The organism is Salana multivorans, from assembly GCF_003751805.1.
GTDB classification, from domain to species: domain Bacteria; phylum Actinomycetota; class Actinomycetes; order Actinomycetales; family Beutenbergiaceae; genus Salana; species Salana multivorans.
The window spans coordinates 109,118-128,509 of record NZ_RKHQ01000002.1 but is presented as its reverse complement, the minus strand read 5'-3'; the positions used below and the strand labels follow the sequence as shown (position 1 = coordinate 128,509).

Below are 19,392 nucleotides of genomic sequence, written 5' to 3'. Positions count from 1 at the left end.
GCCGAGTCCGAGAACGTCTCTGTGGCGGTCATGCTAAGGCCCGCACCCCCGAACCGTCCCCTGACGACCACCGCGCTCGCGGCTACTCGGGCTGAGCTCCGCCGCCCCCGTAGCCTCTCCGACGCCCGCGCGTTACCGCGTCGAAACGGCGGCTCCACATCATCCACGCATGCAGACCCTCTTCGACGGGTACGGCTCCCGCAGCCTGCCCCGACGGCACACCGGGCAGCCGTGGGACGAGATGTTCCCCGCGGCGGGCGCCGGGGCCGACGGGCACGGCGGCGAGGCCGTCGACCGGGCGACCGGCGTCCGGGAGCCCTACCGCGAGCTGATCGCCGCGCTGGAGCTGTTCGACGACGAGGAGGTCCGCGCCCGCACGGAGGCCCTCGCCAGCTCCTACCTCGCGCAGGGCGTCACGTTCGACGTCGGCGGCGAGGAGCGGCCCTTCCCGCTCGACGTCGTGCCCCGCGTCGTCTCCGCCGACGACTGGAGCTACGTGCAGTCCGGCGTCGCGCAGCGGGTGCGCGCCCTCGAGGCGTTCCTCGCGGACGTCTACGGCGCGCGCGCCGCGGTCCACGACGGCGTCATCCCGGCCTCGCTCATCAGCTCCTCGACGCACTTCCACCGGCAGGCCGCCGGCGTCACCGGCCCCAACGGCGTGCGGATCCACGTCGCCGGCATCGACATCATCCGCGACGAGGGCGGCGTGTGGCGGGTGCTGGAGGACAACGTCCGCGTGCCCAGCGGCGTCAGCTACGTCCTGTCGAACCGGCGCGCGATCGCCCAGACCCTGCCGGAGCTGTTCACGAGCCTGCGCGTGCGCCCGGTGGCCGACTACCCCGAACGGCTGCTCCAGACGCTTCGCGCGGCGGCGCCGCGCGGGGTGAGCGACCCGACCGTCGTCGTCCTCACCCCGGGCGTCTTCAACTCGGCCTACTACGAGCACAGCCTCCTGGCCCGGCTCATGGGCGTGGAGCTGGTCGAGGGACGCGACCTGTTCTGCTCCGGCGGCCGCGTGTGGATGCACACGACGGTCGGACCGACCCGCGTCGACGTCATCTACCGCCGGGTCGACGACGAGTTCCTGGACCCGCTGAGCTTCCGGCCGGACTCGGTCCTCGGCGCACCCGGCCTCATGCTCGCCGCCCGCCTCGGCAACGTCACGATCGCCAACGCGGTCGGCAACGGCGTCGCGGACGACAAGCTCGTCTACACCTACGTCCCCGACCTCATCCGCTACTACCTCGGCGAGGAGCCGATCCTGCCCAACGTCGACACGTGGCGGCTGGAGGAGCCCGAGGCCCTCGCGGAGGTGCTCGACCGGCTGGACGAGGTCGTCGTCAAGCCCGTCGACGGCTCCGGCGGCAAGGGAATCGTCGTCGGACCGGATGCCTCGCGGGCCCAGCTCGAGGCCCTGCGCACGACGCTGCTGGCCGATCCGCGCGGCTGGATCGCGCAGCCCGTCGTCATGCTCTCGACGAGCCCGACGCTGGTCGAGGACGGGTTCCGGCCCCGCCACTGCGACCTGCGGCCGTTCGCGATCAACGACGGCGAGGACGTCTGGGTCCTGCCGGGCGGTCTCACCCGGGTCGCGCTCCCCGAGGGGCAGCTCGTGGTCAACTCCAGCCAGGGCGGCGGGTCGAAGGACACCTGGGTGATCGACGCACCGTCGGCAGCCCCGCGGGACGGGACGGCGGGCGGCATCGCGGCCCGCGCCGCGACCAGCACGGCGGGCGACGAGGCGGCCCTCGCGACGGGCCGGCTCGTCGGGGCGGAGCTCGGCAACGGCGAGGACGCCCACACACCGTTCATGTCCTCCCCGCAGGACGAGGACGTCGAGGCGCGCCACCAGCAACAACAGCAGCAGCAGCAACAACAGTGCCGAACGCGCGACGGGGAGGACCCGTGCTGAGCCGGATCGCCGAGGCCCTGTTCTGGATCGGCCGATACGTCGAACGCGGCGACGGGACGGCTCGCCTGCTCGACGTGCACCTGCAGCTCCTGCTCGAGGATCCGCGCGCCGAGGAGGGGTCCACGTGCTCGACGCTGCTGGCCGTCATGGGGGCGCCGGCCGTCGAGGGTCGGCCGGCGACGCGCGAGGACGTCGTGCGCCGCCTCGTGCTCGACCGGGAGCACACGGCATCGATCGCGCACTCGATCGGCGCGGCCCGGGAGAACGCGCGGCGGGCGCGCGAGATCATCTCGACCGAGCTGTGGGAGACGCTCAACGAGACGAACAACCGCGTGCCGACGCGGGTGCCGGCGGATCGCACGCACACGTTCTTCCACTGGGTCCGCACCCGCTCCGCGCTGGCGTTCGGGCTGGTCGACTCGGCGATGAGCCGCGACGAGGCCTGGCTGTTCTTCTCCCTCGGCCGGTCGCTGGAGCGCGCGGACATGACGGCCCGGCTCATCACGACCACCTCGGTGACGGGCGCCGGCGCCTCGAACTGGTCCGTGCTGCTGCGCAGCTGCGGCGGGTACGAGGCGCACCTGCGGGCCTACCGGTCCGTCCCGACGGCGGCGTCCGCCGTGGAGTTCCTCCTCGTCGAGCGGCTGTTCCCGGGATCGGTGCTGGCCAGCTTCCTGGCCGCCGAGGAGTGCCTGCGCGGCATCGACCCCTCCAGCGGGACCGGGCCGCCGAGCCGACCGCGGCGCCGGCTCGGCCGGATCCGCTCGGAGCTGGAGTTCCGCCACATCGACGACATCCTGACCAACCTCCCGGAGAGCATGCGCGACGTGCAGCTCGGGGTGGCGTCCGTCAGCGACGCCGTGCGGGAGCGCTACTTCCCGTCGATCGCCATGCCGGTGTGGATCGAGGAGGCGCTGTGAGCCGGCTCAGGATCGTGCACCGGACCGGCTTCCGGTACGAGCGCCCGGCCACGGCCTCGTACAACGAGGCGCGGATGCACCCGCACACCCGCGAGGGCCAGTTCGTCATCGACACCGCGCTGGAGATCTCCGCCGCGGCCGGCCGGAGCACCTACTCGGACTACTGGGGCACGACCGTGTCGACCTTCGAGGTCCTCACGCCGCACGAGGAGCTGTCGGTCCGGGCGACCAGCGTCGTCGACACCAGGCCGCACCAGGTGCCCGCGGGTGCGATGGGCTGGGCCGAGCTCGCCGGGCGGGTTCCGTTCTCGATCACGCTGACCGAGTGCCTCGAGCAGACGACGGCCACGGCACCCGACGCCGAGATGCTCGACCTGGCCGCGCGCGTGCGCGGGGAGGGCGGCGACGTCGGCGCGACCGCCCGGGCGATCTGCGAGGCCGTCGGAGCCGCGATGGACTACCGACCCGGGGTCACCGGGGTGCACTCGACGGCTCAGGAGTCGTGGCGGGCACGCTCCGGCGTCTGCCAGGACATCGCCCACGTCTCGCTCGGCGTGCTGCGTGCCGCCGGCATCCCCGCCCGGTACGTGTCGGGGTACCTGCACCCCGACCGCGAGGCGCCGGTCGGCGCGCCCGTCGTCGGTGAGTCGCACGCGTGGATCGAGTGGTTCGCCGGAGCGTGGCGAGGGTATGACCCGACGAACCTCACGGACATCGGCGACCTGCACGTCTACGTCGGCCACGGCCGCGACTACTCCGACGTGCCGCCGCTGCGCGGGGTGTACGCCGGTTCGAGCGGGTCGGAGATGTTCGTGTCCGTCGAGGTGACCCGGCTGAGCTGAGGCGCGCGCCGCGACCGGCAGCTACCGCAGGGTGATGAGCACCGGCTCGGGGTCGAGCGCCAGCAGCTCCGCGAGCGGCACGGCGTTCTCGCCCTGGTCCCACCCCCACCAGGCCGGCCCGTCGACCACCGCGCCGCTCCACACCTGGGCGGCCGTGACGGCGGGCACGGGCGGCGTCACCGCGGGGTCGGCGCCCTCGGGCGTGGGAACCTCGGGCGCCACCGCCGTCCCCGAGACCACGACGACGAGCGCGACCTCCACGCGGTCCAGCGTCATCGCCGACGGCCCGAGCGGCGACCGCACGGCGACCAGCTTCGGCGGGAGCGACCGGGCGAGCGTGAAGTCGGCGAGCCAGGTCGCCGCGGCGACCACCTCGTCGTCGCCGACCGCGCCGCTGTGCTCCTCGGGCGTCTCCTCCGGCCCGAGCCGCCACTGCGGCTCCAGGAGGATCCCGACGTTCGGCTCCGCGAGCAGCTCGGCGTACGCCTCGAGCTGCTCGATGAAGGTCTCGCGCCCCGGCTGGAACGACAGGAGCACCATCGCCCCGGCCTCGCGAGCCTCGGCGACCGCGGAGCGCAGCGTCTCGAGCGGCTGGTAGGCCGAGTAGCTGCCCGTCGGACCCGGATCGGCGATGGCGACGGTCGTGGCGAGCTCGAGCGTCGGGACCGCGTGGTCCAGCGCGCCGGTCTCCCGGACCAAGCGGTCGACGGCCGGTCCCACCCCGTCGCCGACGGGGCCGAGGTCCGGCTCGCCCGGCAGTCCGCGCAGCGCGACGTACTCCTTCCCGGGCAGCAGCGTGAGGCCGCCGCCGGGCAGCTCGACCCGGGCCGCGGCGACGCGCGTGAGGTAGGCGACCTCGGCCGGTGAGCCGAGCGACGCGGCCTGCTCGCCGAGCGTGAGCACGGCGTCCGTCCCGACGCCACCGGCCTGCGCCATCGTCGGCGGTCCGCTGGGCCCCAGCACGACGACGTCCGCGCCGGCCGCGCGCGCCGTGCCGACGGCGGGCGCGAGGTCGACCGACTCCTGGGTCACGACGACGGCCCCGGTCCCCCGCACGGTCGCCACGTAGGACGGCAGGCCCGGCAGCGTGGCGAGATCGCCTGGGTCGGGTGTCGGCTCGGCGGCGGCGTCGGGTTCGCGCTCGAGCGTCAGCAGCCAGTGGAACGGCGAGGTCGCGTCCGCGAGGGCCTGGATGGCGCCGTCGGCCGGCACCGGGATCTCGCCGTCGAGGTCGTGGCCGATCACGACCTGGAGGGCGACGACGTCGACCGGCGCCGGGACGACGCGGAGCATCGGCCGGTGCTCGGACACGTCCGGCACCTCGACGTCGCCGACGACGAGCACCGTCCGTGCCTCGAGCCGCTCCAGCTCGGCCACGAGAGCGTCGCGCGCGGCGAGCGAGCCCTCCTGGACCACGAGCGCCGGAACACCCAGCGTGACGGCGAGCGAGCCGGCGCGCAGCAGGTCGTCGTCGGTGTCGGCGGTCAGCACGACGAGCGCCGCCGAGGAGAAGAACGTCCGGCTCGCCGCGATGGCGCGCGAGGCGGCGTCGGTGCCGCCGATCTCACCGTCCGCGACGCCCTCGACGACGGTCGCCCCCGGCTCGGGACTCGTCCCGGGGTCGGGCTCGAGCACCTCGTAGCCCGAGCAGCCGGCGAGCACCAGTGCGGCCGCGACAAGCCCGGCGAGCCCCGCGAGCAGCGCCGACCCGGGACGCCGGCCCCTGCGCAGCACCGCGCCTATCCCGTCACGCCGGCGCCGACGGCGTCACCGCCGGCAGCGTGGGCTCGGGCAGCGTCGGTTCCGGCAGCGTCGGTTCCGGCAGCGTCGGCAGGAGACCGGTCAGGTAGTCGGCCGTGTCCTCCCAGCCCTCGACGGCGTGGCACCGGACCCCGAGGTCGAGCACGGGCCGGTCGTTGCCGCCCTCGTCGAGCCGGTCGCCGACGAAGAGCATGTCGTCCAGCGCCACCCCCGCCAGGCTGGCGAGCTCGGTCATGCCGTACGCCTTGTCGACGCCCTTGCGGGTGACGTCGATCGACGTCGAGCCACCGGAGCGCACCTCGAGGTCGGGCAGCAGCGGCGCGACCGCGTCACGCAGGGCCGCCTTGCGCTCCCCCGTCGGGTCCCAGGCCGTCTTGGCCTCGACGGGTGCCGCCTGGCCGAGCGCGGAGAACGTGATCTGGGTGCCCCGGTCCTCGAGGACGGGCCCCCACGTCTCGGTCTCCCAGAGCCCGAGCCGCATCGCCTCCGTCTCGAGCGCGGCCAGGGCCGCGTCCCGCTCCGCCGCTGTCAGCGTGTGCGCGTAGACCTGGTCGAACCCATGTCCGGCCCACCGGTAGTACGTCGTGCCACAGGTCGGCATGAGGTGGAGCCGCTCGGCCAGCTCGGGGGTGAGCCCCCTTGCCTCGAGCCGGTCGAGCACCTGCGTCCGGAACTGGCCGTACTGGCCGCCGGAGATGACGCAGACCTGGACGCGGCGGAGCAGCTCGAGCAGCAGGTCCGCCACCGCGTCGGGCAGCGGGGACTTCGAGGGGGCGAGCGTGTCGTCGAGGTCGAACGCGACGAGCGATGGCACGGGGGCAGCGGTCACCCGACCACTGTAGGCGCGCGCAGCGTCGTCCCGGCTCACGGCACCGCGGCTCACAGCGCCTTGACGATGTCCTCGACGCGCTCCTTGGCGTCCCCGAACAGCATCGAGGTGTTGTCCTTGAAGAACAGCGGGTTCTGCACGCCCGCGTACCCCACGGCCATCGAGCGCTTGAAGACCACGACGTGACCGGCCTTCCACACCTCGAGCACGGGCATGCCGGCGATCGGCGACGTCGGGTCGTCCTGTGCCGCCGGGTTGACCGTGTCGTTGGCGCCGATGACGAGCACGACGTCGGTCTCCGGCAGGTCGTCGTTGACCTCGTCCATCTCCAGGACGATGTCGTAGGGGACCTTGGCCTCGGCGAGCAGCACGTTCATGTGGCCGGGCAGCCGCCCGGCCACCGGGTGGACGCCGAAGCGCACGTCGACGCCCCGCGCGCGCAGCTTCGAGACGAGCTCGGCCACGGGGTACTGCGCCTTCGCGACGGCCATGCCGTAGCCGGGGGTGATGACGACGGACCGAGCGGCGAGCAGCTCGGCGGCCACCTCCTCCGCCGTCGTCTCGCGGTGCTCGCCCTGCTCGCCGGCGGCCGAGGACGCCGACGAGGTCGTCCCCTCGCCGAACCCGCCGAGGATGACGGAGACGAACGAGCGGTTCATGGCCTTGCACATGATGTAGCTGAGGATCGCACCGGAGGAGCCGACGAGCGCACCCGTCACGATGAGCAGGTCGTTGCCGAGCATGAAGCCGGCGGCCGCGGCGGCCCACCCCGAGTAGGAGTTGAGCATCGAGACGACGACGGGCATGTCCCCGCCGCCGATCGAGGCGACGAGGTGCCAGCCGAGCGCGAGCGCCAGGAGCGTCATGAGCAGCAGCGGCACGATGCTCGGGGCGGCGACGAACCAGGCTCCCAGCCCGGCCGAGGCGACGACGAGCCCGAGGTTGATCGCGTGCTTGCCGGGCAGCGTGAGCGCGCGGGAGGGGATCTTCGCCGCGAGCTTGAGGTAGGCGACGATCGAGCCCGTGAACGTGACGGCGCCGATGAAGACCCCGAGGAACACCTCGACGAGGTGGACGGCGCCCTCCCGCTCGAGCAGGAACGAGTTGATCCCGACGAGCACGGCCGCGAGCCCGACGAACGAGTGCAGGATCGCGATGAGCTCCGGCATCTGCGTCATCTCGACCGTGCGCGCGCGCCAGGTTCCGACGCCGGCCCCGATGAGCAGCACGAGCGCGATGAGCAGGGCCGTGACGAGGACGCCGCGTCCGTACCGCGCGACGTCGAGCGCGAGCACGATCGTCGCGGCGAGCGCGAGACCCATCCCGACCATGCCGAGGAGGTTGCCGCGCAGGGCCGTCGTCTGCTTCGACAGACCCGCGAGGGACAGGATGAACAGGACGGCGGCGACGAGGTAGCTGACCTGCGCGACGGCGACGAGACTCACTTCGCGTCCCCCGTCCGGAACATGCCGAGCATCCGGTAGGTCACGAGGAAGCCTCCGAAGATGTTGATGCTGGCCACGGCGGCCGCGACGAACGCGAGGCCGGTGACCCACGGGTTGTCGCTGCCGAGCTGGAGCAGCGCGCCGACGAGGATGATCCCCGAGATGGCGTTGGTCTGCGCCATGAGCGGGGTGTGCAGCGAGTGGCTCACCTGCGAGATGACGTAGAAGCCGATGACGACGGCGAGTGCGAAGATCCAGAAGTGGCCGAGGAACGCGCCGGGCGAGAACGAGAGCCCGAGCGCGAGGAGCACCGCCCCGAGCGCGTACCAGAGCATGCGGCGCCTGGCCCTGCCCCGCGCAGCCTCCTCGGCCGCCGCGGCGCGGGCCGCGAGCTCCTCGGCGGTGGGGGCCGGGGCCGTCGTGGCGGCCGGTGCGGCCGAGACCTGCACGGGCGGCGGCGGCCAGAGCACCTCGTCGCCGGCGGTCACGGTCATGCCGCGGACGACGACGTCGTCCAGGTCGAGCACGAGCTGCCCGTCCTTGCCGGGCGTCATGAGCGTGAGCAGGTTGACGATGTTCGTCCCGAGGAGCTGCGAGGTGTGCCGGGGCATCGCGGCCGTGAGGTCGCGGTCCCCGATGATCGTGACGCCGCCTCGCGTGACGATGCGCTCGCCCGGCTCGGTCTCCTCGCAGTTCCCGCCGCCCGAGGCGGCCAGGTCGACGATGACGCTGCCGGGGCGCATCGCCTCGACCATGGCGGACGTGATGGTCGTGGGAGCGGAGCCGCGGACGAGCGCCGTCGTGATGACGACGTCGGCGGTGGCGGTCTCGGCCGCGTACACGTCCATGGCGGCGGCCTGCTGCTCGGGCGTCAGCGGCTTGGCGTAGCCGTCGGCGGCGATCTCCTGCTGCGCCTGCGGCGCGACCACGGGGGTGCCGCCCATCGAGGCGATCTGCTCGCCGGCCTCGGGCCGGACGTCGAAGGCCCGCACCTGGGCGCCGAGACTGCTCGCGGCGCCGATCGCGGCGAGGCCGGCGACCCCGGCGCCGATGACGAACACGGTCGCGGGCGCCGTCTTGCCGGCGGCCGTCACCTGCCCGCCGAACATGCCGGAGTAGGCCTCGGCCGCCTCGATGACGGCGCGGTAGCCGGCGATGTTGGAGTTGGTCGAGAGGATGTCGAGCGCCTGCGCGCGGGAGATCCGCGGGACGGCGTCCAGCGCGAGCGCCGTGACGCCGCGCGCCGCGAGGGCCGTCACGAGCTGCGGGTTGGCCGCGGGTGCCATGGGCGCGATGACGGCGGCTCCCGGCGAGAGCCGGTTGACGTCGTCCACCGTGAGCGGCTGGACGAGCAGCACGACGTCGGCGCCCCACGCCCCGGCCGCGTCCGTGAGCATCGCGCCCTCGGTCTCGTACAGCGCGTCGGGCAGCGAGGCGCGAGCACCGGCTCCGGCCTCGACGAGGACGTCGTAGCCGAGCTTGCGCAGCGCCCGGACGGTCGGTGGTGTCGCGGCGACGGTGCTGGCGCCGGTCAGCGTCGCGCGAGGAACTCCCAGGTTCATGGACCTCATCATTCCGGGTCGAACGGTTTCCCGGCGTGACCATGGGCCTAGGCGAGACGCACGTCACGTCCGCACCGTGGGACGGGGTGTCTCGGTCCGCGGCGGTGCAAGATCGTCGCCGCCCCGGACACTCTCGGGTATGCGCACCGTAGCCCTGACCAGGACGCTCGCCGCGGTCTCCGTCGGCACCGGGCTCGCGGCCGGCCTCGCCGGCTGCGCCACCTCCGTCGGCGCGGGCGACGGGCCGACCGACACGGCGTGGATCGTGTACGGGGCCCGCGCGTTCCTCATCCAGGCGGAGGGCGGCGAGCCGGAGCTGTGTCTCGGCGGGGTCGCCGAGTCCTACCCGCCGCAGTGCGGCGGCCCCGTCGTCGTCGGCCTCGACTGGGACGACGTGCCCGACGCGGAGACGGCCTCGGGCGTCACCTGGGGCAGCGGCTGGGTGGTCGGGACCTTCGACGGGGAGACCTTCACGCTGACCGAGCCGGTGCGTCAGGAGCCGCCCGAGGGGTACGAGGCCCCCGAGCCCGGCGGCGACCGGGACTTCCAGCCGCTGTGCGACGACCCGTGGCGCGGCGGCGACGAGGAGGCCACCGCCGCCGACCCGATGGGCGCGGTCGGCCGGCTCCAGGAGCGCGCCGCCGCGCTGCCGGGGTACGTCGAGCTCTACGTCTCGGACGGCGCCAGCGAGTTCAACGTGCTGCTCACACCGGATGCCGACGCCGAGGCGGCGCACGCCAGCCTGCGCGAGGTCTGGCCCGGCTGGCTCTGCGTCGGCACGATCGAGGACACCGGCTCCTCCTCGAGGGTCCCCACGAACGCCGAGGCGATGGCGGCCTCGGAGGCGCTGGCCTCCGCCGTCGGCGACGACTGGGCGGAGCTGGGACTGCTGAGCTGGGGCCCGGACACCATCGGAGGGACGTTCGACGTCCAGGTCGTGCTCGAGACGCCCGACCTGCGCGACCGCATCGAGCTGGCCCTCGCCCCCTGGTACTCCGCCGACCGGGTCCGGATCACGTCGGCGCTCGTGCCGCTGCCCTAAGCCGCGTCTCGGCCACGCGCCCCTCCGTGGACGAGACTCGACTCGCCACCGCCGGAGCCCTACCGTTGCTCTCGTCACTGGCCCCCACACCGCTCGGCACGGCGCACGCCTGCCGCGGCACCCGCAGAGAGGCACGCCATGAGCACCGTCCAGGAACCGTCGCAGCTCACCGAGACCGTCGGCGGGCTGACCGTCGAGATGGCGGGGACGGACGTCATCCCGGAGTCGAGGCGCAAGGGCAAGCCCTCCGACCTGTTCATGCCGTGGTTCGCGGCCAACATCGCCGTCCTCGGCATCTCCTGGGGCGCCTGGGTCCTCGGCTTCGGGATCTCGTTCAGCCAGGCCGTCGTCGCGTCCCTCATCGGCGTCGTCGCCAGCTTCCTGCTGGTCGGCCTCATCGCGATCGCCGGCAAGCGAGGCTCGGCGCCGACCCTCGTCCTGTCCCGCGCCCCGTTCGGCTACAACGGCAACCGCATCTCGGCCGCCATCTCCTGGATCCTCACGGTGGGCTGGGAGACGTTCCTGTGCGTCATGGCGGTGCTCGCCGCCGCGACCGTCATGGGAGCGCTCGGGTTCGGGAACCACACCGTCGCCCAGGTCATCGCCCTCGTCGGGGTCGTGCTCGTCGCCGGCGGCGCCGGCGTCCTCGGGTTCGACACGCTGATGAAGGCGCAGACCTGGATCACCTGGATCACGGCCGCGCTCACGATCGTCTACATCGTCCTGATCGCCGGCAAGATCGACTTCTCCGCCGTCACGGCCATCCCGGCCGGCCCCACGAGCGCCGTCATCGGTGCGCTCGTCATGGTCCTGACCGGCTTCGGTCTCGGCTGGGTCAACACCGGCGCCGACTACTCGCGCTACCTGCCGCGGACCGCGTCGACGCGCGGCGTCGTCGGCTGGACGACGTTCGGCGCCGCGCTGCCGACCGTCGCGCTCGTCCTCGTCGGTCTCCTGCTCGCCGGGTCCAACCCCGAGCTGGCCGCGGCCGTCGACGCCGACCCGATCGGTGCGATCTCCGTCATCCTGCCGACGTGGTTCCTCGTGCCGTTCGCGATCGTCGCGATCCTCGGCCTCATCGGCGGCATCATCATGGACATCTACTCCTCCGGCCTCTCCCTGCTCGCGACCGGCCTTCCCGTCGCCCGCCCGGTCGCCACGGCCATCGACGGCACGATCATGACCATCGGCACCATCGTCATCGTGTTCTTCACGGACTCGTTCTTCGGTGCGTTCCAGGGCTTCCTCATCACGCTCGGTGTCGTCATCGCCGGCTGGGCCGGCGTCATGCTGGCGGACATCACGCTGCGCCGGAAGGACTACGCGGAGGCCGACCTGTTCACGGCCAAGGGCATCTACGGCTCGGTCAACTGGACGTCGCTCGGCATCCTCGTCGTCGCGACGGTCGTCGGGTGGGGCTTCGTCGTCAACACCTCCGCGGGCTGGCTGTCCTGGCAGGGCTACCTGCTCGGTGCCGTCGGCGGCAAGGACGGCGGGTGGGCGTACGCGAACCTCGGCGTGCTGTTCGCGCTCGTCATCGGCTACGTCGGCTACCTCGTGCTGTGCCGCGGGCGCGTCGCGCACCAGGAGAAGACCGGCTCGCTCGCGCACTTCGACGGCGGCGCGGCGTGACACCCGAGGAGTTTCCGGCGGCGCTCCTGACCGCCGCCGACCGCGCCGCCGCCGACGTCATCACGGCGGCCGCCGGTGGCCGGCTCGACGCGCTCGTCGTGCTCGGCTCGGGCCTCGCCGAGATCACGTCGCAGTGGTCGACGTCGACGCGCGGCGTCCTCGCGTCGGCGCGGCTGTCGGAGCTCCCGGGCGTCCTGGCGCCGGCGGCCGACGGGCACGAGGACCGGTGGGACGTCGTCGACCTCGCCGGGCGGCGCGTGCTCGTGACCTCCGGCCGCACCCACCTCTACGAGGGGGTCGAGCGGCCGTTCGTGACGGCGCTGGTGCGGATCGCGGCGGCGGCCGGCGCCTCCCGCGTCGTGCTCACCAACGCCAACGGCTGCCTGCGGGACTGGCGGCTGGGCGACGTCGTCACGATCGTCGACCACCTCAACCTCACGGGTTCCTCCCCGTTCGACGGCACGGTGTTCCTCGACCCGCGGGGCGTCTGGGACCGCACCCTCGCCGCCGCGACGGCGAGCGTCACCCACCGCGAGGGAACGTACGCGCAGCTGCGCGGACCGGAGTACCAGACCATGGCCGAGACGCGGCTGCTGGCGGCCTCGGGCGTCGACGTCGTCGGGATGTCGACCGTGCACGAGGCGCTCATGGCCGCGGCCCTCGGGCTGCGCGTCGCCGGCCTGTCCGTCGTGTCCGACCTGTCGTTCGCGACGGAACCCGTCGGCAGCGACACGGTGCTCGCGGCGGCCGCCTCCTCCCGGGAGACGCTGCGTCGGGCGATCGAGGAAGCGCTCGCGAGCGAGTAGCTACCCACCGTCGTGGCGACGATCGCCGGGGCCGGGGACTGCGTCACCGGTCCCGCGAGTAGCGTGCGAAGTCTCGTTCGCGAACGGTGAGGCAGCCGGCCGTGGCACCGATGATCACCCCGAGGACGAGGACGGCGGCATCGACGAGGCCCGCTCGTGCTCCGTTGGCCAGCTGGTCGACGCTCGCCATCACCGCCGTCGAGCAGGCAACCGCCAGGAGCCCAACCGACGACGCCCAGACCATGGTCTCCGCCAGGACGACGGCCAGCACGTCGACGGCGGAGACCCCGGCGTGCCGGGCGGAGGAGAGCTCCGTCCGACGCAGCCTGACCGAGAAGAACCCGAGGGCGAGCGCACCGGTCAGGAGCAGTGCCGGAGCGCCTCTGGTGATCCGCTCTCCGTAGGCCCCCGCGATCGCCGTGCCGTCGCCGAGACGGGGCACGAGCTGCTCGATCACCGGTGCCTCCGAGCTGGCACCCTGCGACACCGAGAGGAACAGCATGGGTCTGAGGTTCGGATCGGGCGGCCAGACCTCCACCCAGCACTCGTCGAAGACCCCGGACGACGGCGCCACGTCGAGCGCGGAGTAGCCCAGCCCCGCCCGGTGCACGTCCGCGGGGACGTCGAGGATCGCCACGACCGTTGGCGACGGCCTCGTCGAGCCTCCGACCACGAGATGAAGGGCGTCGCCGGGGACGAGCTCCGTCGCATCCGCGAGCTCGGCGGACAGGACGATGCCGACGGCGCTCGGCCGCCTGCCACCCAGCACGTCCACGAATGCGGGCGTGACCCGGGGAAGGGCGAACGGGGCGTCGGGAAGGACGGCCGCGCTGGCGCGTCGTCCGTCCAGGTGGGACAGGGCGCCCGCCGACGACACCCCGTCGAGGCGTGAGAGTCCCTCGCACCGAGACCCGTCGATTCCTCCCGGTGCACTCACGACCTGGACGGCCCCGCCACGGGCCTGGAACTCGAAGGCTCGATCGACGGACTGCGCGATGACGAGGCGGTCGATGCCGGTCGTCACCAGAACGAGGACGAGCGCGGCCCCCAGCACGGCCGCGACACGCGCGGTCGCCGAGGCCAGGCCAGCTCGCGCCTCCCGCAGGATCGCCTCGAGCCTCATGACGGCCGCGGGCTCTCGTCGCTCAGGTCGATCCGTTCCGTGCACCGCTCCTGCGTGTCGGGGTCGTGGGTGGCGACCACCACGACGCGCCCGCTCGACCGAAGCGAGTCGATGGTTGCGTTGATCGAGGTGGAGGTCTCTCGGTCGAGCTGGGCGGTCGGCTCGTCGAGCAGGAGCAGATCGGGATCCGCCGCCACCGCCCTCGCGAACATCACGCGCTGCGCCTCACCGCCCGAGAGCGCGCGGAACTCATGGTCGACCACCCCGGCGAGCCCGAACCGGGCCAGCAGGTCCGCGGCCTCGTCGAGTGCCCGTGCCGGTCGCGCGCCCCTCGCGAGCAGTGGCAGCGCCACGTGGTCGACGGCAGTGCGCCTCGGTGTGCCCACCGGGTGCTGGAAGACCCAGCCCACCCGTGCGATCCCCGGGCGCTGCACCTGCCCGAGGGTCGGGACGAGCCACCCGGCGAGCAGAGCGAGCAGGGTGCTCTTGCCGCTGCCGGACGGTCCGGCGAGTGCGTAGCTCTCCCCCGGGACCAGACGGCACGAGACGTCCCGGAACAGCCACGGCCCGTCCCCATAGCGGAAGCCGAGCTCGTGCAGGTCTACCCGCACGAGGGTGCCTCGGTTCGTCCGGTCTCGACCCGCGCCAGCTCGACCGGGCTCGTGACGTAGGTCCGACCGAGCTCGGAACCGACGACCTCGACCACGCGGACCTCGCCGTCGCTGTGGACACATGTCGTGCCGTCGATCGCGACGGTGATGGCCGCAGGCGGCACGACGTAGGCGGCGATCGGGTCGCGACGACGGGTGGTACCGACCGGCGGACCGCTCTCGAGGCTCTGAGCTCTCAGCGACGGTGCCGACGCCAGGGCATCGAGGTCGTCACCGGACAGGACGCCGCCGTCCGGCAGGTGGACCTCGATACCGTCGACGACGAGCGAGCGGGCCGAAGGGTCGTCGTCCCCGCCATCCACGCCGTCCACCCCGCCGTCGACCACGACCTCGAGCGACCGCAGGGTCGGCGTGAGCGTCGCGACCACCTCGCCGGGCTCGACCGTCTGCCCAACGGTCACGACGCAGTCGTCCACCGTCGGCTCACCGGGAGGAACCCACATGGCGCGGTCGGCCGCGAGGACTCGGACGCCGTCCCGGACGATCGGCCCACCACCGACGGCAGCGTCGAAGGCAGCGATCGTCGCCTCGGAGAGCGCCCCGGACACCTGTGCCGGCTCGCCGCGACGGACCACCAGCTCCTCGACGGCATCGACGTCCGGGCCGACGTCCCCCGGCACCAGGTCGCGCCACAGCGGAACGGCCGTGTCGATCATGACCACCTCGATCCCACCGAGCGACAGCAAGCTCTCACCACCGAGCAGCGCACGCCCCGCAAAGCACGAGTCGGCCGTCACCATGCCGGCCCCCGGCGAGCGCACCTCCACGGGACGCTCCCAGTCGGGCTCCAGCGTGACGGCGCGCTCGTCCCAGAACTCGATCGCGTCGACGGGGGCGGAACCCCCGCCGCCCGGGCCGGTCAGCTCCGGCGGCGGCGGGGGCCGAAGGACGAGAGCCGTCACCAGGCTCGCGCTGGCAGCCAGCGAGACCGCGGCGATCACCGCCAGCCCCGACCGGGCGCGCCGTTCCCTCACCGTGCGTACCCGGAGGAGTCTGCGGTGCAGCCGACGAAGGCGGTCCACTCCTCGGCCGGGAGCGCCCTCATGTCCCGGAACCGACCGTCGAGGTCGCGTGTGTAGTCCTCGCCGGTGTAGCCCTCGTCGACGATCCCGGTGCGCACCAGACACTCCGCCATGACGACCGGCCCGCCGAGGTTCTCCGGGTCGGCGAACATGAGGTCGTGCAGCAGGCCGATCGTGTTCGCCCCGGTCGTCTCGGCGCACTCGTTCACGATGGCCATGGTGTCGGCCCCGTTGGGCGCCAGCGAGGTCTCGTAGGCGCCGTCTGGCTCGAACCCGCTGAACTCGATCCCGCCGTCAGCCAGGCACGAGGAGAAGCGTTCCTCCATCTCGGCGTAGGCAGCGTCGGTGACCTCGCTCGTCGCGAGCACCTCTCGCTCGAAGTCCGTCGTCGCCTCGTCGTAGTACTTCTCGAACTCCGCCGCGTACGGGCCCGTGAACGTCGGCCGCGGTCCGGTCGGCGACTCGGCCGACGCCCCGGCTGAGGACGCATCGGTACATCCGGTGCCGCCGATCAGTCCCGCCGCGAGCGCGAGCCCGACGAGCGTGGCGCCGGGACGTCGGAGGGAACGGGTGTCTCGACACCGCGGCAGGTCCAGAACCAGCACGGCTACTTGAAGTCGTAGTAGGCGCGGTTGCCGGAGAGCTTCACGAGCTGGATCGAGATCGCTCGCTTTCCGGACTGGATCCAGCCACTGCTCTTCGTCCCCTCGCGGCCGAGCGTCGATGCCTTGTGGACCTTGGTCGCGTGATCGTAGAAGCTCCACACGTCCTTGTTGTCGGCACCGCGATCCCAGTAGCCACCGCCGACCCAGGACGTCTCCGCAGTGGCCACCGTTGGAACGGTGACGATAGCGAGAGCGATGGTCGACCCGATCACGAGGGAGGTGAGTGTTTTTCGAACGGGCATGATGTCTCCATGGTCGTTGGCGTAGATTCGACAAAGAAAAAACCTAGCACACACTCTGTTCTTTCTGGACGGACCGCCTCGCCCGCTGACGTCACCCCTGGATCATCCCTGGGGTCACCCCGGGATGACCCGAGGCCCGACATGCTGTACTCTCGATCCAGGCCGGCTGGCCCTCCGCCCCCTGCGGGTCAGCCGGCCTCTTGTCTGCCCGGGCGCCGTCACCGACCGCCGGCCCACTGCCGGGCCTCCGACCTTCGGTGCCGGTCACGGTCCAGGACGGCGATGTCCGATTCCCGCTAGTTCGGACCCCGGCGGCGTGCGAGGCTTGGGACATGACCACCGGCCCCACGAGCTTCGACGAGCGCTACCGAGCCGTCGAGACGCGCGACGCCCGGTTCGACGGCCAGTTCGTCACGGCCGTCCTCAGCACCGGCATCTACTGCCGCCCGAGCTGTCCCGCACGCACGCCCAAGCCGGCCAACGTCGCCTTCTACCCCACGAGCGCCGCCGCCCACGAGGCCGGGTTCCGCGCGTGCAAGAGGTGCCTGCCCGAGGCGGCCCCCGGGTCGCCGGCCTGGAACGTCCGCGGGGATGCCGCCGGTCGCGCGATGCGGCTCATCACGGAGGGCGTCGTCGACGCGGAGGGTGTGCCCGGCCTCGCGCGACGGCTCGGCTACTCCCCCCGTCACCTGACGCGCGTCCTGACGACGGAGCTGGGGGCCGGCCCGCTGGCGCTCGCGCGCGCCCACCGCGCATGGACGGCCCGCCTGCTGCTCGTGGAGACCGACCTGCCCGTCTCCGACGTCGCGTTCGGCGCCGGGTTCGCCAGCCTGCGCCAGTTCAACGACACCGTGCGCGAGGTCTTCGGACTCACGCCGACCGAGCTCCGGCGCCAGCGCCGGACGCCGCGTGCGGCGGCCCGCACGGGGCACCGGCCGACGGGCGTGGCGACGGGCGGGGCGGGCCCCGCCGGTCGGGCGGACCAGACAACCACGGCGCCGGGCGAGATCGACCTCCTGCTCCCCCACCGCACGCCGATCGACCTGCCCGGCCTGTTCAACTGGGTGCGCGTGCGCACGCTGCCGGGCGTCGAGCACACGTCGCCCGTCGTCGCGGCGCCGTTCGACGAGGCCTCGCCGAGCTACACCCGCGTGCTGCGCCTGGACGGCGGACCGGCCTGGTTCCAGCTCCACCTCGACGCGCTCGGCAACCTCCGGCTCCGCGCCAGGCTCACGGCGCTCGCCGACCTCGGTGCGCTCGTCACACGCGCGCGCCGGCTGTTCGACCTCGACGCGGACCCGGTCGGGATCGGCGCGTCGCTCGCGCGGCAACCCGAGCTGGTCCCCCTGATCGCGCGGACGCCCGGCATCCGCGTCCCCGGCGCCGTCGACCCGCACGAGATGCTCGTCCGCGCGATGGTGAGCCAGCAGATCTCCACGGCCTCGGCCACGTCGATGCTCGGGACCCTGGCCGCCGGGCTCGGCGAGCGACTGCCCGACCCCGGCGAGTCGTGGCACCACCTGAGCACGCTGTTCCCGACCATGACGGTGATCGCGGAGCGCGGTCACGAGGTGCTGCGGGGGCCGGCCCGGCGCATCGCGGCGATCCGTGGCGCGGCGGCGGCGCTCGCGTCCGGCGACCTCGTGCTCACCAGCGCCGACGACGGCCCCACGCAGCGCGCCGCGCTGCTCGCCATGCCGGGCATCGGTCCGTGGACCGCCGACTACGTCCGGATGCGGATCCTCGCCGACCCGGACGTCCTGCTGCCCGGCGACGTCGCCGCCCGCGCCGGTGCGGCGGTCGCGGGCATCCCGTCGGACGCCCGCGGCCTGACCGATTGGGCCGCCCGCACCGCCCCCTGGCGCAGCTACCTCACCGCCCACCTGTGGCGGGCCGTCGCACCGACGCCCGGCACCCCCGGCCCACCTCTCCCCCACGTCCCACCGCAGACCGGAGCAACCCCATGACCACCGTCATCGAGACCGTCACCACGCCCGACGGCCCGTTCAGCCTCCTCGCCGACGAGGACGGCGCCGTGCTCGCGTCGGGCTGGACCGCCGACCTCGACGCCCTGCTCGCCCGGCTGCCCCTCGCGTGGCGCGACCTCGACGTCCGGCGCGGACGGACGAGCGCGGCCGAGGCGGCCCTCGCCTACTACGAGGGCGAGACCACGGCGATCGACGACGTCGCGGTCCGTCAGAGCGGGACGGAGCTTCAGCTCACCGGCTGGCGCGCGCTGCGCGACATCGCACCCGGCCGGCCGCTCACGTACACCGAGCTGGCGGCAACGATCGGCCGGCCCAGCGCCGTGCGGGCGGCCGCCTCCATCTGCGCGCGGAACGCGCCGGCGCTGTTCGTCCCGTGCCACCGCGTCCTGCGCACGGGCGGCGCGCTCGGCGGGTTCGCCTGGGGGCTTGACGTGAAGCGCAGCCTCCTGGCGCGCGAGGCCGTCAGCGCCGCCTGAGTGCCTCGACCACGGCGTCGACGCGCCGCTGTCGCGTCTCGGGTCGCTTGGCCTCGGCGACCGCCCGCGCGTGCTCGCGGCGATGACTGAACGCGAGCGCGTCCCACGCGGACCGCAGCCCCGCGTCGCCGTCGAGGATCGCGGCCAGCTCCGCCGGGACCTCCACCTCGCGCGGCGCCTCGTCGAGGGCGATCACGACGGTGACGTCCTGCCCGATCTCGACGCCGAGATCCGCACGCGCCGCCCTGCTCAGGCCGACGAGGTTCTCCCCGCCCATCCGCGCCAGACGCAGCCGGGCCGTGCGCCCGTCGATCGTCACGGTGACGGGGAACGCCCGGCCCGCGTCGAAGGCGGCGACCTGCTCGTCGGAGAGGACGATCGCGGCGGCCGGCCCGCGCGGCTCGAGGACGGTCGTGAGCTCCAGCGCGTTCATGGAGCGTCACCGTACTACCGT

General features: G+C 73.3%; 18 protein-coding genes. 8 read left to right on the top strand and 10 right to left on the bottom strand.

Annotated elements, in window-relative coordinates:
* Window positions 1-169 precede the first annotated feature (169 nt).
* The 3 genes from EDD28_RS12850 to EDD28_RS12840 are packed head-to-tail and all read left to right on the top strand — an operon-like array spanning window position 170 to window position 3,674.
* A complete protein-coding gene (locus EDD28_RS12850) occupies window positions 170-1,912 on the top strand; it encodes a circularly permuted type 2 ATP-grasp protein (RefSeq protein WP_123740196.1) in 1,743 nt (580 codons plus the stop codon).
* Entirely contained in the window at window positions 1,906-2,832 is a 927-nt protein-coding gene (locus EDD28_RS12845; RefSeq protein ID WP_123740195.1) for an alpha-E domain-containing protein, read from the top strand. Before EDD28_RS12850 ends, EDD28_RS12845 begins: the two co-directional genes overlap by 7 nt.
* Entirely contained in the window at window positions 2,829-3,674 is an 846-nt protein-coding gene (locus EDD28_RS12840) for a transglutaminase family protein (protein ID WP_123740194.1), read from the top strand. The genes EDD28_RS12845 and EDD28_RS12840 overlap by 4 nt, the downstream gene beginning before the upstream one ends.
* 21 nt (window positions 3,675-3,695) lie before the next feature.
* Here EDD28_RS12840 and EDD28_RS12835 read toward each other — a convergent pair whose 3' ends face one another.
* From EDD28_RS12835 to EDD28_RS12820, 4 genes are read right to left on the bottom strand one after another with little or no spacing between them, the layout of a single operon-like run.
* Window positions 3,696-5,408: a hypothetical protein gene (locus EDD28_RS12835; RefSeq protein ID WP_123740193.1), complete on the bottom strand. Its 1,713-nt coding sequence runs from the start codon at window positions 5,406-5,408 to the stop codon at window positions 3,696-3,698.
* A gap of 13 nt (window positions 5,409-5,421) precedes the next feature.
* On the bottom strand, window positions 5,422-6,264 hold the full coding sequence (locus EDD28_RS12830; protein WP_123740896.1) for an HAD-IIB family hydrolase: 843 nt from the start codon (window positions 6,262-6,264) through the stop codon (window positions 5,422-5,424).
* 50 nt (window positions 6,265-6,314) lie between these two features.
* Window positions 6,315-7,709, bottom strand: a complete 1,395-nt coding sequence (pntB, locus tag EDD28_RS12825; RefSeq protein WP_123740192.1) for a Re/Si-specific NAD(P)(+) transhydrogenase subunit beta — start codon at window positions 7,707-7,709, stop codon at window positions 6,315-6,317.
* Window positions 7,706-9,271 (bottom strand): Re/Si-specific NAD(P)(+) transhydrogenase subunit alpha, encoded by a 1,566-nt coding sequence (locus tag EDD28_RS12820; protein WP_123740191.1) that lies wholly within the window; start codon window positions 9,269-9,271, stop codon window positions 7,706-7,708. The genes pntB and EDD28_RS12820 overlap by 4 nt, the downstream gene beginning before the upstream one ends.
* 139 nt (window positions 9,272-9,410) lie before the next feature.
* On the opposite strand from EDD28_RS12820, the gene EDD28_RS12815 reads away from it, so the two are divergent.
* From EDD28_RS12815 to EDD28_RS12805, 3 genes are all read left to right on the top strand, one after another.
* The gene (locus EDD28_RS12815; protein ID WP_123740190.1) at window positions 9,411-10,313 is read left to right on the top strand and encodes a hypothetical protein; all 903 of its coding nucleotides are present in this window, start codon (window positions 9,411-9,413) and stop codon (window positions 10,311-10,313) included.
* A 138-nt stretch (window positions 10,314-10,451) separates the two neighbouring features.
* Window positions 10,452-11,945 carry a purine-cytosine permease family protein gene (locus EDD28_RS12810; protein WP_211339229.1) on the top strand — a complete coding sequence of 498 codons (1,494 nt, stop codon included), beginning with the start codon at window positions 10,452-10,454 and terminating at the stop codon, window positions 11,943-11,945.
* Window positions 11,942-12,751, top strand: a complete 810-nt coding sequence (locus EDD28_RS12805) for a purine-nucleoside phosphorylase (RefSeq protein WP_123740189.1) — start codon at window positions 11,942-11,944, stop codon at window positions 12,749-12,751. Before EDD28_RS12810 ends, EDD28_RS12805 begins: the two co-directional genes overlap by 4 nt.
* Window positions 12,752-12,794: 43 nt before the next feature.
* Here the strand turns inward: EDD28_RS12805 and EDD28_RS12800 are convergent, their stop codons facing one another.
* The 5 genes from EDD28_RS12800 to EDD28_RS12780 are packed head-to-tail and all read right to left on the bottom strand — an operon-like array spanning window position 12,795 to window position 16,399.
* Entirely contained in the window at window positions 12,795-13,874 is a 1,080-nt protein-coding gene (locus EDD28_RS12800; RefSeq protein ID WP_123740188.1) for a hypothetical protein, read from the bottom strand.
* Entirely contained in the window at window positions 13,871-14,485 is a 615-nt protein-coding gene (locus EDD28_RS12795; RefSeq protein WP_123740187.1) for an ABC transporter ATP-binding protein, read from the bottom strand. The genes EDD28_RS12800 and EDD28_RS12795 overlap by 4 nt, the downstream gene beginning before the upstream one ends.
* On the bottom strand, window positions 14,476-15,519 hold the full coding sequence (locus EDD28_RS12790; protein ID WP_148059621.1) for a hypothetical protein: 1,044 nt from the start codon (window positions 15,517-15,519) through the stop codon (window positions 14,476-14,478). The genes EDD28_RS12795 and EDD28_RS12790 overlap by 10 nt, the downstream gene beginning before the upstream one ends.
* Complete coding sequence (locus EDD28_RS12785; protein ID WP_123740185.1) at window positions 15,516-16,172, bottom strand: hypothetical protein; 657 nt, start codon at window positions 16,170-16,172, stop codon at window positions 15,516-15,518. The genes EDD28_RS12790 and EDD28_RS12785 overlap by 4 nt, the downstream gene beginning before the upstream one ends.
* 2 nt (window positions 16,173-16,174) lie before the next feature.
* Window positions 16,175-16,399: a lactococcin 972 family bacteriocin gene (locus EDD28_RS12780; RefSeq protein ID WP_170169489.1), complete on the bottom strand. Its 225-nt coding sequence runs from the start codon at window positions 16,397-16,399 to the stop codon at window positions 16,175-16,177.
* 407 nt (window positions 16,400-16,806) lie between these two features.
* Here EDD28_RS12780 and EDD28_RS12775 point away from each other — a divergent pair, with 407 nt between their 5' ends.
* Together EDD28_RS12775 and EDD28_RS12770 are read left to right on the top strand one after the other, a co-directional pair.
* Window positions 16,807-18,441 (top strand): DNA-3-methyladenine glycosylase 2 family protein, encoded by a 1,635-nt coding sequence (locus EDD28_RS12775; protein WP_123740183.1) that lies wholly within the window; start codon window positions 16,807-16,809, stop codon window positions 18,439-18,441.
* A complete protein-coding gene (locus EDD28_RS12770) occupies window positions 18,438-18,938 on the top strand; it encodes a methylated-DNA--[protein]-cysteine S-methyltransferase (protein ID WP_123740182.1) in 501 nt (166 codons plus the stop codon). Before EDD28_RS12775 ends, EDD28_RS12770 begins: the two co-directional genes overlap by 4 nt.
* Here the strand turns inward: EDD28_RS12770 and EDD28_RS12765 are convergent.
* Window positions 18,925-19,371: a YdeI/OmpD-associated family protein gene (locus EDD28_RS12765; RefSeq protein ID WP_123740181.1), complete on the bottom strand. Its 447-nt coding sequence runs from the start codon at window positions 19,369-19,371 to the stop codon at window positions 18,925-18,927. The two genes, EDD28_RS12770 and EDD28_RS12765, sit on opposite strands and share 14 nt — an antisense overlap.
* Window positions 19,372-19,392: the final 21 nt, after the last annotated feature.